Source organism: Bradyrhizobium sp. USDA 223 (assembly GCF_044909005.1).
Lineage (GTDB): Bacteria > Pseudomonadota > Alphaproteobacteria > Rhizobiales > Xanthobacteraceae > Bradyrhizobium > Bradyrhizobium yuanmingense.
Genome location: NZ_JBIYDR010000001.1, coordinates 4,689,688 through 4,701,959, shown reverse-complemented (window position 1 = coordinate 4,701,959; position 12,272 = coordinate 4,689,688). Strand labels below are relative to the sequence as shown.

The window sequence follows — 12,272 nt, the reverse complement described above, 5'->3', positions numbered from 1 at the left end:
GGGTCGTTGCTTGAGCATGATCTCTTCGGAAAACCGCTGCACACTTTTCCGGATCATGCTCTACGCCGCGTCGCGCTTGGCGGCGCTGTCGGCAAGATGCCTGCCGGCAATGTAGCCGAAGGTCAGTGCCGGCCCAAGCGTGATGCCGGCGCCCGGATAATTGCCGCCCATGATGCTCGCCATGTCGTTGCCGGCGGCATAGAGACCGGGAATCACCCGGCCCTCGGCGTCGAGCGCCCGTGCGTTCGCGTCGGTGACGATGCCGGCATAGGTGCCGAGATCGCCGATCACCATCTTGATGGCGTAGAACGGTCCGTTCTCGATCGGCGCCACGCAGGGGTTGGGGCCGTGCAGCGCATCGCCCTGGTAGCGGTTATAGGCCTTCGAGCCCTTGCCGAAGGCGGCGTCGTGTCCGAGCGGCGCCGTCGCATTGAACTGCCTGACCGTCTCGGCGAACGCCTCGGAGTCGATGCCGGCTTTCGCCGCCAGCGCTTCCAGCGTGTCGCCGCGCATGAGATAGCCGGTCTTCAAATGATGACTGAGGGGCATCGGGAAGGGCGGCACGCAGCCGAGGCCGTATTTGCGCAGCGTCTTGTGATCGCAGACGAGAAATGCGGCGATCTCCTCGCCGGGCTTGGCCGCCTTGATCATGGCCTGGACGAAGTCGTGATAGGAATTGCCCTCATTGGCAAAGCGCCTGCCGTCGCGCATCACCGCGATCACGCCGGGCTTGGCGCGATCGATGAAGTGCGGCATCACGCCCTTGGAGCCGTCCTTGCGTGTGGTCAGCGAGACCGGCACCCAGGCCGCCGCGTTCGGCAGGCGATCCTCGATGCGGCCGCCGGCGCCTTCGGCAAGGCGCAGGCCGTCGCCGGTGTTGCCCGTAGGCCCGGGCGAATAATGCTCAACGCCGGTCGGCGCGTGCGGGAACATCTTCTTGCGCCGCTCGACGTCATGCGGAAAACCGCCGCAGGCGAGCACGACGCCTTGTCGGGCGCGGACACGCACCTCACGTCCCCCGCGCGAGACGATGGCGCCGGTGACCGCGCCGTTCTCGACCGTCAGCTCGCGCACGGGCGAAGACAGCCACATCGGAATCTTGAGGTCGAGCGCTGACTTTGCGAGGCGCCCGGCGAGCGCATTGCCGTTGGTGAGCGTCATGCCGCGGCCGTAGCGCAGCACGTCCACGACATGCCGCGACAGGCGCTTCGCGACATAGGCCGCCGAGGTCAGCGACTTCGTCACGCGCATGAAGTGGATGATCTCCTTGCCGCTTCCGAGCATCATGCCGAACACGGTGAGCTCGGGCAGCGGCATGCCGAGCGATTTGATGAGATCGCCGAGCTCGCGGCCGTCGAACGGGCGCGTCACCATGGAGCGGCCGCCCTGGGCGCCGCCGGGCGCTTCGGCGTGGTAATCGGGAAACACCAGCGGCATGTCGAAGCGCAACGCGGTCTTGGTGGTGAAGAAATCGACCGCTTCAGGACCGGCGCTGAGGAAGGCATCGACGCGTGCCGCGTCGTAATTGTTGCCGGCCTCATGCCGCAAATACGTGCGGGCCTGCTCCGGCGTCTCTTCGATGCCGTACGCCTTAGCCAGCGACGTGCCGGGGATCCACAGCCAGCCGCCGGAGCGGGCCGTGGTGCCGCCGAAGCGCGGCTCCTTCTCGACGATCAGCACGTCGAGGCCGCGATAACGCGCAGTGATCGCGGCCGACATGCCGGAGCATCCCGATCCGGCCACGAGCACGTCGCACTCGTAGGTCTCCGTGGCGCCATGCTCGTTGCCAGCCATATCGGCCTCACTTCTTCAGGAGCGGACACTTGGATTCGGAGACCGGGCGGAAGGCGTCATCGCCCTTCACGGTCTTGACGATGTCCAGATAATCCCACGGCTCCTTGGACTGCGCGGGGGTTTTCACCTTGGCGAGATACATGTCGCGGATGACACGGCCGTCCTCGCGCAACTTGCCGCCATGGACGAAGATATCCTCGATCGGCAGCTCGCGCATCTTCGCCATCACCTTGGCGGAATCGTCGGTGCCGGCCGCCTTGATCGCCTTGAGATAGTGCAGCACCGCGCCGTAGACGCCGGTCTGGATCATGGTCGGCATCACCTTGGTGCGCTCGTAGAACTTCTTCGACCAGGCGCGGGTGGCCTCGTCCATGGCCCAGTAAGACGCCGTGGTCATATAGGTGCCCTGCGCGGCCTTCAGGCCGATGGCGTGCACGTCGGTGTCGAACATCAAGAGGCCGACCAGCTTCTGGCCGCCCTGGACCAGGCCGAATTCGCCGGATTGCTTGATGGCGTTGTCGGTGTCCTGGCCGGCATTGGCGAAGGCGACCACGTCGGATTTCGAGCTCTGCGCCTGCAGCGCGAAGGAGGAGAAATCGGCGGTGTTGGTCGGATGCTTGACGCCGCCGAGCACCTTGCCGCCCATCTCGTTGATGAAGCGCGTGGCGTCCTTCTCGAGTTGATGGCCGAAAGCATAATCCGCGGTGATGAAGTACCAGGATTTTCCGCCTTCCCGGATCACGGCGGAGGCCGTCACCTTCGACAGCGCATAGGTGTCGTAGGTGAAATGCACGGTGTTCGGGCTGCACAGCTCGTCGGTCAGCGAGCTCGCGCCGGGGCCGGAGAGCAGGGCGACTTTGCCGCGCTCGCGCACCATGTTGTGCACGGCGATGGCGATGCCGGAATTGGGGATGTCGACGACCGCATCGACCTTGCCGTTGTCGAACCAGCCGCGGACGATCTGAACACCGACGTCGGTCTTCATCTGGTGGTCGGCGCTGATGATCTCGATCGGCTTGCCGAGCACGGTCGGCCCGAATTCCTCCACGGCCATCTTGGCGGCCTCGACCGAGCCCGGCCCAGAGTTGTCGCGGCCCCAGCTCGACAGGTCCGTCAGCACGCCGATCCGCACCGCGTCGTCGGATACTTGCGCGGTCGCCGCCGATGTCATGACCGCCGAAGTCATGGCCGCGAGCATGGTGCAGGCCAGGAGCCCTCTCATTGTCGTTTCCTCTCTTTTTGGCCGCTTGGTGCGACGGGGTCGTTGTGGAGGTAAATTAGATAATGGCGAATGAATTTGTCAATGGCGAACTATGGTGCCGGGTGGGTTCCACGATCGCCGGGTGATGCTGGTAAGGAGCGCTCCTGCCTCGACACGCGTCATTGCGAGCCACCGGGTCCGCGCGAAGCGCGGCCCGATGACAGGCTCCGCGAAGCAATCCAGAGTCTTTCCGCGGAGGCGGTCTGGATTGCTTCGTCGCTAGGGCTCCTCGCAATGACGGGTGTTGCGCCACCTGCGCACAAAATCCCGCGCCGTAATCCTGTGGGAGGCAACACCTCCACAGATTGCAGCCGTCACAACGTTTGGCCATGATGCCCACTGGAATCCTTTGGGGCAGGGCATGACGACAGCAACGGGGGTCTCCGCTTCCGCGGAGAGATCGACGACGGCGCACGTGGTGTGGGCGAGTGCGCTCGGCACCGCGATCGAGTGGTACGATTTCCTGATCTACGGCACGGCGGCGGCGCTCGTCTTCAACAAGCTGTTCTTCCCGAGCTTCGATCCCTTCGTCGGCACGCTGGCGGCGTTCTCGACCTATGCGGTCGGCTTCGTTGCGCGGCCGATCGGCGGCGCCATCATCGGGCATTACGGCGACCGGCTCGGCCGCAAGACCATGCTGGTTGCGACCATGATCGCGATGGGGCTCGGCACCTTCCTGATCGGCTGCCTGCCGACCTACGATCAGATCGGCGTCTGGGCGCCGATCCTGCTCGTGATCCTCCGTTTCGTTCAGGGCATCGGGCTCGGGGGCGAGTGGAGCGGCGCGGTCGTGATGGTGATCGAGCACGCCGGCAATCGCCGCGGCTTCTACGGTAGCCTGGTGCAGGTCGGCTTTCCCGTCGGCGTCGCCGCTTCCACCGGCATCTTCGCCCTGATGACGAAGCTGCCCGAGGCGGACTTCCTCAGCTGGGGCTGGCGCGTGCCGTTCCTGATCAGCATTCTGCTGGTCGGCGTCGGCTTCATCGTGCGGCTCAAGCTTGCGGAGACGCCTCACTTCAAGGAGATCGTCGAGCGCAAGGAGGTGCTGGCGCAGCCGGCCCTCGAAGTGCTGCGCCGCGACTGGCGCAGCTTTCTGCTCGCGATCGGCATCACGGTGTCGGAGGTCGGGCTCGCTTATCTCCTCACCGTGTTCACGGTGGTTTACGCGACGACCAGGCTCGGCCTGCCCCGGCAGGTGATCCTGGATGCGGTGGTCTATGCCGCGATCGTCGAGTTCGCGACGCTGCCGCTGGCCGGCTGGCTGTCCGACATCTTCGGACGCAAGGCGCTGTATCTGGCCGGCGGCGTCTTCTCGGTGGCGCTGGCATTCCCGCTGTTCTGGTTCGTCGACACCAGGGAGCCGGCGCTGATCACGCTTGCGCTCGTCGTCACGATGACGCTCACCCATGCGCTGCTGTTCGGGCCGAAGGCCGCGTTCATGCCGGAGCTGTTCCGCACCCAGGTGCGCTACAGCGGCGCCTCGCTCGGCGCCAACGTCGCGGCGGCGCTCAGCGGCGGCTTCTCGCCCCTGATCGCGGCTGCGCTGCTGGCCTGGGCCGGCTCGTACTGGGCGGTGTCGGTCTACATCGTCGCGCTGTCGATCGTCACGATCCTCGCGACGCTGCTGGCGCCGGAGACGGCGCGGGACTCGCTAAGATCCTGAGCGTCGGGACAAGCAAGCCGGATTTGCAGCGTTCGGAAACACCAGGAAGGTGATGGTCGTCGGCGCAAGCCTGACCGTTCCCGGCGGTGCTGCGCGTGCCTCGAGCCGGGGCAGCTGGCCCTCAGGGGTCAGCGTGAGCCTCTTGCCGTTCAACTGCACAATCGTACCCTGCAACTGCGCTGCGTGCAGCGTGTACCGCTCGGCGGACTCCGGCAGCGATAGCGTGCGCGATGTGCCGCGCGACGTGTTGATTGCGAGCAGCGACACCGCGCCTGTCGTGGCTGGGTGGCAGTGCGCGTAAAGATGGAGATTGCGCGCAGCAGGTTTGCCTGCGTCGAGCACGATCGTTCCCATCAGCCGGCGCCAGAGCAGCGCGGCCCAATAGCTCGGCCGCGGTCGGAACGTTGTTTCGTCGAGCAGGCCGTAATCGCTGGCAGCCAGCGTGTTGTGCATCACCACTTGGACACCGGCCTTCGCCAGGCGTCCGAGCTGGTCGAGATAGCGGAACGTGTCCAGAAAAGTCCGGTCCCATAAGCCGCCGCCGCAGGCGGCATCAGCCGTCTCGGTCAGCCAGATCGGCTTGCCCGGCTCGAATGCGTCGCGCAGCGCCTGGTAGGTCCCGAGCGTCGCATCCGTGCGCGCCAGCCATTGCTCCGAGAGGGCCTGCGCCGGATCGTCGTGCCCGCCACAGCGCGGTGAGATCGTGTTGTAATGGTGATAGGAGAACCGATCGACGCCGGGGCCGGATGCGGCAAGCAGGTCCCGCGTGGTGAGCCCCGTTCCGGACGGCGATGGTGCATCGCCGACCGAGCCGGGACCGAGGATCAGCGTCTCCGGTGCGGCGCGCCGCATCCACTCGCGAAAGATCTTGAAGTCGCGGCCATAGGCGGCCGCGTCATAGCCCGCCGGTGCACCGCCCGTCGCTGCGAGCGTCGGCTCGTTCATGAATTCGGCGGCGGCGATGCGCCCACCCAGAGCGCGCGTGGTGTCGACCAGCTGCTGCGCCTGATCCGGCTTCCACATGCCGTTGTCATCGCGGCTGCCGGGACTGATCGCAAAGGAGGTGACGATCTCCGCATCGACCGCATGCGCGAACTCCACGACGCCGCGCCACTGCGCTCGGCTGAGCACCGAATTGAATCCCGGCGGTGGCTCTCCCGGCGCCTCGGCAAAGAACGTCGCATTGGCCCAGGTGCCGCTCACGCGCAGATAGGCCGGCGACAGCGCCGCGGCGAGCAGGCGCAGTCGCGCATTGGCAAGATCGATCGGCGGCCGCGCGCTGTAACGATCCCGTTCGTCGAAGGCACGTGCGGTTCGCGGATAAGGCTTCCAGAACCGTCCGCCGGTCACCTCCACCATCTCGATGTTGTAGGATTGAAAGCGCGCATCGATCGTTCCGAGCGTCTCTAGCCCGGCAGGCGAGATGGCAATGTCGTCGGCATGCGCCGCAAAGGCGGTTGCGGCGGCCAGCAGGGCAATCGCACCCGCCGTGCGACCGGCCGGACGCGGTCGGGTCCCTGGTCTGCGGTGTGCTGCCGCCTGGTTCGTCATGCGCGTTGCCCGGGGCCAGATGCGCGGAGGCAACGTGGCCTTACCTCGACCCGCCCATTGTACCCCTATTTTACCTTGCCGTTGCCGCCGAGAGCGTCCGGGCTCGGCGGACCATCGATGGGGTCGAAAAAAAATCCGCTGGCCCCTCTTGAAACCGGTTTCCGGTTTTCTAAGTCGTTTTTCGCCGCGAGAGCGGTGTGTCGGATGCCAACCGGGTCCGGCACGGGCGCCGGGTTGGTCTTTCGGACCCGTCTGAAATCCCGCCTTGCGCTCCTTCGTATCCATCTTGCTCTTTGGAGGACTTGGTTATGAGGACCAGCTTTGACTTCGCGCCGCTGTGGCGCTCCACCATCGGCTTCGACCACCTGGCCGACCTCGTCGACAGCACGCTCCGCCAGGCGACCGAGGACAATTATCCCCCCTACAACATCGAGCGATCCGGCGAAGACCATTACCGGATCAGCCTTGCCGTGGCAGGCTTCGGCGCCAACGACATCACCGTGACGGCCGAACAGAACGCGCTTACCATCGAGGGCAGGAAGCCCGAGACGGCTGCGCGCGAATACCTGTACCAGGGCATCGCCGCGCGTCCGTTCCGGCGCGTGTTCAACCTCGCTGATTACGTCCAGGTGAAGCAGGCCTCGTTCCAGGACGGGCTGCTGATTATCGACCTCGTCCGCGAGGTTCCGGAAGCCATGAAGCCGCGTCGCATTCCGATCGCGGGCGGCGCTCCTGCGGCAACGCAGATCGAGCAGAAGAAAGCAGCCTGAGCGCTCGATCGAACAGGCGGAACGCGGCGCGCGCATGCGCGGGCCGCGCTTTCCGATGCAAGAAGGAGGGTACCATGGCTTTTCGTGATCTCATTCCCTGGTCGAAAAACCAGGAGCTTGCGCCGGCGCGCGACAATTTCGATCCGTTCCTGACGCTTCACCGCGAGATGAACCGTCTGTTCGACGATGTCTTCCGCGGCTTCGGGGCGACCAACCTGTCGCCGCTGATGGAAGGCCGTTTCGGCTGGCCGAAGGTCGAGCTCAGCGAGACCGACAAGACGCTGACTGTCTCGGCTGAGCTTCCCGGCCTGACGGAGAAGGACGTTCAGGTCGAGATCGCCAATGGCGTGCTGACCGTGCGAGGCGAGAAGAAGGCGGAGCGCAACGGCGAAGGCAGGTTCTTCACCGAGTGCTATTACGGCGCCTTCGAACGGCAGATTCCGCTGGAGGGTGTCGAGGAGGACAAGGCAGAGGCGTCGTTCAGGAATGGCGTCCTGACCGTGTCGCTGCCGAAGTCGGAGAAGGCACGCGAAGGCGTCAAGCGCATCGCGATCAACACGCATTAAGTCAAGTGAGACGGCGGCGATGTGGCGCCGCCGTCTCATCGTCAACAAGCCGTCCCCCTGGAAAGGAGCATGTGGGAGACTTAACCGATGACCAACGTGAATACCAATTCCGGCACTCTCAATCCGCTGTTTCATCCCGCCGCCCACTACGACTCGCCTGCCGACGTCCTGAATGCCGAGGAGCTCTCACCGCCCGAAAAGCGCGTCATCCTGTCGTCCTGGGCATCGGACATGTACGCGGTCGAATCCTATCCCGCCTTGCGCGAGATTCCCGGCATGAGCCACACGGTCCGGCTCGCCGACATTCTGGCCGCCTTGCGCAAGCTCGACGGCGACAACGACAATGACGACCCGCCACGCGGGGGCGGCGTCCCGATGCGGTTGCGGCGGCCATGGGCCGCCGCCGAAGGGCAGGCGGCATGATCCTCACCAACACCGTCCTCGCCCTCGTGCTGCTCGGCCAGGCCGCGGCAGCCTGGACCGTCCCGCTTCTGGCCCTGCAAGGCTGGATCGTCGCATCAGGCGACGAAGGCTGAAGCACCAAGGTTCCGACTATCCTCACAACACAACGCGGCAGGGTGACGATGATGAATGCTGTGCGTCTGCTGTTCCTGGCCTTGCTGATGCTGACGCTCACGGCGTCGCAGCCTGCCGCCGGCCAGATTCCGGATCTGAAGACCGGCGGTCCGGTACCGACCCTGGCGCCGCTGGTGCGCCAGGTGACGCCGGCCGTCGTCAACATCTCCGTGCATGGCCGCGTGCGCGAGGACAACCCGCTCTATCGCGACCCGCTGTTTCGCGAGTTCTTCGACGTCCCCCGGCAGATCGAGAAGGAGGTCAATGCGACCGGCTCCGGGGTGATCGTCGACGCCCAGCGCGGCTATGTGCTGACCAACAATCACGTGGTCGAGGGCACATCCGCCGTTCAGATCACGACCAAGGACGGCCGGCAGTTTTCCGCCAAGGTCATCGGCCGTGATCCGCCGACGGATGTCGCGGTGCTCCAGGTCCAGAACCCGGTCGGGCTCAAGGCGCTTGCCTTCGGCGACAGCGACGGGCTCGATGTCGGCGATTTCGTCCTCGCGATCGGCAATCCCTTCGGCCTCGGCCAGACCGTGACCTCAGGGCTCGTCAGCGCGCTGGGCCGCACCGGCCTAGGCAAGCAGGGCTATGAGGATTTCATCCAGACCGACGCGGCGATCAATCCCGGCAATTCCGGCGGCGCGCTGGTCAGCCTGCGCGGCGAGCTCGTCGGCATCAACTCGGCGATCATCTCGCCCGCGGGCGGCAATGTCGGTATCGGCTTTGCCATTCCGGTCAACATGGCGCGCAAGGTGATGGAGCAGATCATCGTGAGCGGCCGCGTCGAGCGCGGTCGCATCGGCATTTCGCTGAAGGACCTGCATCCGTCGGTCAACAAGGGATTGAATCAGGGCGCCGTCATCGCCGAGATCGCGGCGGATTCGCCCGCAGAGAAGGCCGGCCTGCGCAAGGGCGATGTCGTGACCGGCGCCGACGACCGCCCGATCCGCACTGCCGCCCAGCTCCGCAACACGATCGGCCTGGCGCGGATCGGCGAGGACGTGAAGCTCACGCTGCTGCGCAACGGTGCGCCGTTCACCGCCACGGTGAGAGTGGCGCCGGCAGCCGGCACGAGCAGCGCGCTCGCAGGCCCCAATCGCCTCGTCCGCTGAAACGAATGCGCAGGGACGAACCGCGCAAGCGGTTCGTCGTGCGATGGCAGGGCTATGGCATATGACTTGTAGCGGCGGCCGGTGCGCACGCCTCGTCCTTCGAGACGGCGCTTACGCGCCTCCTCAGGATGAGGCTCATCGGCGTCAGTGTCTCTTGAAACTGTAGCCACACACTCCGTCCTCATCCTGAGGAGCCCGCCTCAAGCGGGCGTCTCGAAGGATGGCCGCAGGGGAGAGCTCTCAAATGCGATAGCCCTCCCTGCGACGGTGCCGGGGAGGCGCGATCTCCCAGCTCAGGCCGCGCGGTGATCCTATTCGCCTTGCAGGTCCCGGATCGGCCGCCGCTCGCGTTCGATACGCTGGCGATAGAGCTCGCGCTCATGCTCGCTCTTGGCGCTGGCAAGAAGCAGCTCGTAATGGCCGATGACCTTCTCGCTGCCGCGGATGAGCAGGTCGCGTTGGCTGTTCATTGCGCCATCCCCATTGCGCCCGCCGGCGCCTCGGCGGCGCGGAAGCCGACGGGAAAGGTGGTGGCGGTCAGGCCATCGAGCGCCGATCGCTCTTCCGCAAGTCGCCTCTCGATGAATTGGCGCTCAAGCTGCGACAGCCTGGTCTTCAGCAGGCGCCGGTAGCGGTGGATGTTGTTGCGGTGCGCACGAATGCGGGCCAAATTCTCATCGAGCATCGTCGTCTCTCCAGACGGTCGCGTTAGATCCTTTGGTTTGCGAGGATGAGAAGATCTCTTCTCGGCGAAAAAATATTCAGCGGCTAAGCGGTGTCAAGATGTTGGCGCGCCTGTCCTCGTTGCTGGCTCCTGGAGATCGATGGTCGGCCGGTCGAGCTGTCCGGACGCCCGGGTTCCGGGCGCGATTGCCTTTTGTTGGCCGGCAAGCGAACCTCGTGTGGCCATATTTGAGCAGGAGTGATCTGTCGCGAGGGAGGCGCTCCGATGAACAAGGCACTGATCACTGCTGTCGCAATGCTGGCCTGCGTGCCCGCGAGCGCGCTCGCGCAGGAGCGCGCGGGCGATGCGGCGCTCGGCGCGGTCTCGGGTGCGGTCGTGCTTGGGCCGGTCGGTGCGGTCGCCGGAGCCTTGATCGGCTACACGGCCGGACCTTCGATCGCCCGGTCCTGGGGCCTGAGAGGCTCTCAGTCGGCAAGGCACCGGCAGCCGCCGCCACGTCGCGCCGCCGCGACCGGCAGCCCGTCGCGCACGCGCGAGGCGATGGCCGCCAATGGCCAGATGAGAGCTGCCGGCAATCCGGCCCCGCCGCCGGTCCAGGCTCCGCCGGTTCAAGCCACCCCTGCCGCGCCGGCGCATTCCCCGGCACCGCCCGTTCAGGGGTTCGACTGAGACCGCCAACTTCAGGCTGCAGCCTATAGCGCGATGGTTTAGCTTGAATACTGCCGCGGGCTGGTCACCTCTCCCGCTTGCGGGAGAGGTCGGCGCGAAGCGCCGGGTGAGGGCTTTCTCCTCTAGGGGATTGTCCCATTGCGGAAGCACCCTCTCCCCAACCCTCTCCCGCAAGCGGGAGAGGGAGCGTACCTCCCTCCTTGCAACATCGAATCTCATTTCGCTTTAGCGGACGAGGCTTGCGTCCCGCTCTAGGGCTGGCTGAGAATCTTCTTCGCGGCGCGAAGGTGCGGCTTGTCGATCATCTGACCGTCGAGCCGCAGCGTGCCGGAATTGGGATTGCTCGCGAACGCCGCGATCACCTTCTCCGCCCAGGCACGCTCGGCCTCCGTCGGCGCGAAGGCCGCGTTCACGATGTCGACATGCTTGGGGTGGATCAGCGCCTTGGCCGAAAAACCGTCGCGCCGCGCGGCACGCGTCTCCTGCTCGAGGCCGGCAAGATTGTCGATGTCGGTGTAAACCGTGTCGATCGGCGCGACCTCGGCGGCTGCCGCCGCCATCAGGCAGAGATCCCGCGCCAGGCGATAGGGGCTGTGGAACACGCCGCCGCTCGCCTTCTCGGTAGCGCCGAGCGAGGCGGAGAGATCTTCCGCGCCCCACATCAGGCCGGCGAGGCGAGGGGAGCAGCCCTTGTAGCTGCCGAGCCCGAAGATCGAGCCGGCAGTCTCCGTCGCGACGCAGACGATGCGGGTCGCGCCGATCGCGATGCCGGAGGCGGCTTCCAAAGCTTCGAGCCAGGTTGCGACCTGACGCACGTCCTCGCCGCCTTGCGATTTCGGCAGCACGATGCCGTCAGGCCTGCCCGGCATGATCGCGGCGAGATCGGCCAGCGTCATGCCGGTGTCGAGTGCGTTGACGCGGACATAGAGCTGATGCGGGCCGGGGCGGCTCTTCAGCATCGAGAGCGTCAGCTCACGCGCCTCCGCCTTCTTCTCGGTGACGACGGAATCCTCGAGATCGATGATCAGCGCGTCGGCCTTGCCTTCGCTCGCCTTCTCGAATTTGCGCGGGGAATCGCCCGGCACGAACAGCATCGAGCGCATCAGACCGGCCTCTTGTGCATCATCGCCATGCGGCGGCATTTGCCGACAATCTCGTCGTTCTGGTTCAGGGCATGGTGCTCGAACTCGACGATACCGGCCTTGGGCCGCGATCTGGATTCCCGCACAGAGAGCACCTTTGTCGTGGCCCGCAACGTGTCGCCATGGAAGACCGGCTTCGGAAAGGTGACGTCGGTCATGGCGAGATTGGCGACGGTAGTCCCTAAGGTCGTATCATAGACCGTCATGCCGATCATGATGCCGAGCGTGTAAAGGCTGTTGAAAATGCGCTGGCCGAACTCGGTCTTCTCGGCGAAATGCGCGTCGATGTGCAGCGGCTGCGGGTTGAGCGTCAGCAGGCTGAACATGGTGTTGTCCATCTCCGTGACGGTCCGGGTCAGCGGATGCCTGAACTCCTGGCCCACGGAAAAGTCCTCGAAATATAGTCCGGCCATCGCGGTTTCCTCCCTGCGAAATAACGGCGCACGCGCAGCGTCGCGCCGCATGACCCCATGCATG

The 12,272-nt window shown here is 65.6% G+C and carries 13 protein-coding genes; 6 read left to right on the top strand and 7 right to left on the bottom strand.

Going from position 1 to position 12,272, the window contains the following annotated elements:
* Positions 1 to 60: 60 nt before the first annotated feature.
* Both ABIA40_RS21865 and ABIA40_RS21860 read right to left on the bottom strand, forming a co-directional pair.
* Positions 61 to 1,794, bottom strand: coding sequence for an FAD-dependent oxidoreductase (locus tag ABIA40_RS21865; RefSeq protein ID WP_404543210.1), 1,734 nt, complete (start codon positions 1,792 to 1,794; stop codon positions 61 to 63).
* A gap of 7 nt (positions 1,795 to 1,801) precedes the next feature.
* Positions 1,802 to 3,016 carry an ABC transporter substrate-binding protein gene (locus ABIA40_RS21860; protein WP_404543209.1) on the bottom strand — a complete coding sequence of 405 codons (1,215 nt, stop codon included), beginning with the start codon at positions 3,014 to 3,016 and terminating at the stop codon, positions 1,802 to 1,804.
* Between the two features lie 400 nt (positions 3,017 to 3,416).
* Here ABIA40_RS21860 and ABIA40_RS21855 point away from each other — a divergent pair, with 400 nt between their 5' ends.
* Positions 3,417 to 4,718: an MFS transporter gene (locus ABIA40_RS21855; protein ID WP_404543207.1), complete on the top strand. Its 1,302-nt coding sequence runs from the start codon at positions 3,417 to 3,419 to the stop codon at positions 4,716 to 4,718.
* Here ABIA40_RS21855 and ABIA40_RS21850 read toward each other — a convergent pair.
* Positions 4,707 to 6,269: a hypothetical protein gene (locus tag ABIA40_RS21850; RefSeq protein ID WP_404543206.1), complete on the bottom strand. Its 1,563-nt coding sequence runs from the start codon at positions 6,267 to 6,269 to the stop codon at positions 4,707 to 4,709. The genes ABIA40_RS21855 and ABIA40_RS21850 overlap by 12 nt on opposite strands.
* Before the next feature lie 308 nt (positions 6,270 to 6,577).
* On the opposite strand from ABIA40_RS21850, the gene ABIA40_RS21845 reads away from it, so the two are divergent.
* The 4 genes from ABIA40_RS21845 to ABIA40_RS21830 all read left to right on the top strand — a co-directional run bounded on the left by ABIA40_RS21845 (position 6,578) and on the right by ABIA40_RS21830 (position 9,299).
* Positions 6,578 to 7,039 (top strand): Hsp20 family protein, encoded by a 462-nt coding sequence (locus ABIA40_RS21845; protein WP_036042370.1) that lies wholly within the window; start codon positions 6,578 to 6,580, stop codon positions 7,037 to 7,039.
* A 74-nt stretch (positions 7,040 to 7,113) separates the two neighbouring features.
* Positions 7,114 to 7,605: an Hsp20/alpha crystallin family protein gene (locus ABIA40_RS21840; RefSeq protein ID WP_057026078.1), complete on the top strand. Its 492-nt coding sequence runs from the start codon at positions 7,114 to 7,116 to the stop codon at positions 7,603 to 7,605.
* 87 nt (positions 7,606 to 7,692) lie between these two features.
* The gene (locus ABIA40_RS21835) at positions 7,693 to 8,028 is read left to right on the top strand and encodes a hypothetical protein (protein ID WP_157281818.1); all 336 of its coding nucleotides are present in this window, start codon (positions 7,693 to 7,695) and stop codon (positions 8,026 to 8,028) included.
* A 164-nt stretch (positions 8,029 to 8,192) separates the two neighbouring features.
* Entirely contained in the window at positions 8,193 to 9,299 is a 1,107-nt protein-coding gene (locus tag ABIA40_RS21830) for a trypsin-like peptidase domain-containing protein (RefSeq protein WP_271542058.1), read from the top strand.
* Between the two features lie 311 nt (positions 9,300 to 9,610).
* Here ABIA40_RS21830 and ABIA40_RS21825 read toward each other — a convergent pair whose 3' ends face one another.
* Together ABIA40_RS21825 and ABIA40_RS21820 are read right to left on the bottom strand one after the other, a co-directional pair.
* Positions 9,611 to 9,769 carry a hypothetical protein gene (locus ABIA40_RS21825; protein ID WP_404543204.1) on the bottom strand — a complete coding sequence of 53 codons (159 nt, stop codon included), beginning with the start codon at positions 9,767 to 9,769 and terminating at the stop codon, positions 9,611 to 9,613.
* Positions 9,766 to 9,984: a hypothetical protein gene (locus ABIA40_RS21820; RefSeq protein ID WP_157281816.1), complete on the bottom strand. Its 219-nt coding sequence runs from the start codon at positions 9,982 to 9,984 to the stop codon at positions 9,766 to 9,768. Before ABIA40_RS21820 ends, ABIA40_RS21825 begins: the two co-directional genes overlap by 4 nt.
* 264 nt (positions 9,985 to 10,248) lie before the next feature.
* Between ABIA40_RS21820 and ABIA40_RS21815 the strand changes: the two genes are divergently transcribed.
* Complete coding sequence (locus tag ABIA40_RS21815) at positions 10,249 to 10,653, top strand: hypothetical protein (protein WP_157281814.1); 405 nt, start codon at positions 10,249 to 10,251, stop codon at positions 10,651 to 10,653.
* A 251-nt stretch (positions 10,654 to 10,904) separates the two neighbouring features.
* Here ABIA40_RS21815 and ABIA40_RS21810 read toward each other — a convergent pair whose 3' ends face one another.
* Both ABIA40_RS21810 and ABIA40_RS21805 read right to left on the bottom strand, forming a co-directional pair.
* Positions 10,905 to 11,756, bottom strand: coding sequence for a CoA ester lyase (locus ABIA40_RS21810; RefSeq protein ID WP_198399641.1), 852 nt, complete (start codon positions 11,754 to 11,756; stop codon positions 10,905 to 10,907).
* Complete coding sequence (locus ABIA40_RS21805; protein ID WP_343212595.1) at positions 11,756 to 12,259, bottom strand: MaoC family dehydratase; 504 nt, start codon at positions 12,257 to 12,259, stop codon at positions 11,756 to 11,758. Before ABIA40_RS21805 ends, ABIA40_RS21810 begins: the two co-directional genes overlap by 1 nt.
* Between the last annotated feature and the right edge of the window lie 13 nt (positions 12,260 to 12,272).

Bases quoted from the DNA above. Each gene is read 5' to 3' on its own strand.
- ABIA40_RS21840 (WP_057026078.1), top strand. From the start codon at position 7,114: ATGGCTTTTCGTGATCTCATTCCCTGGTCGAAAAACCAGGAGCTTGCG.
- ABIA40_RS21815 (WP_157281814.1), top strand. From the start codon at position 10,249: ATGAACAAGGCACTGATCACTGCTGTCGCAATGCTGGCCTGCGTGCCC.
- ABIA40_RS21810 (WP_198399641.1), bottom strand. From the start codon at position 11,756: ATGCGCTCGATGCTGTTCGTGCCGGGCGATTCCCCGCGCAAATTCGAG.
- ABIA40_RS21805 (WP_343212595.1), bottom strand. From the start codon at position 12,259: ATGCGGCGCGACGCTGCGCGTGCGCCGTTATTTCGCAGGGAGGAAACC.
- ABIA40_RS21850 (WP_404543206.1), bottom strand. From the start codon at position 6,269: ATGACGAACCAGGCGGCAGCACACCGCAGACCAGGGACCCGACCGCGT.
- ABIA40_RS21825 (WP_404543204.1), bottom strand. From the start codon at position 9,769: ATGAACAGCCAACGCGACCTGCTCATCCGCGGCAGCGAGAAGGTCATC.
- ABIA40_RS21835 (WP_157281818.1), top strand. From the start codon at position 7,693: ATGACCAACGTGAATACCAATTCCGGCACTCTCAATCCGCTGTTTCAT.
- ABIA40_RS21820 (WP_157281816.1), bottom strand. From the start codon at position 9,984: ATGCTCGATGAGAATTTGGCCCGCATTCGTGCGCACCGCAACAACATC.
- ABIA40_RS21855 (WP_404543207.1), top strand. From the start codon at position 3,417: ATGACGACAGCAACGGGGGTCTCCGCTTCCGCGGAGAGATCGACGACG.
- ABIA40_RS21830 (WP_271542058.1), top strand. From the start codon at position 8,193: ATGAATGCTGTGCGTCTGCTGTTCCTGGCCTTGCTGATGCTGACGCTC.
- ABIA40_RS21845 (WP_036042370.1), top strand. From the start codon at position 6,578: ATGAGGACCAGCTTTGACTTCGCGCCGCTGTGGCGCTCCACCATCGGC.
- ABIA40_RS21860 (WP_404543209.1), bottom strand. From the start codon at position 3,016: ATGAGAGGGCTCCTGGCCTGCACCATGCTCGCGGCCATGACTTCGGCG.
- ABIA40_RS21865 (WP_404543210.1), bottom strand. From the start codon at position 1,794: ATGGCTGGCAACGAGCATGGCGCCACGGAGACCTACGAGTGCGACGTG.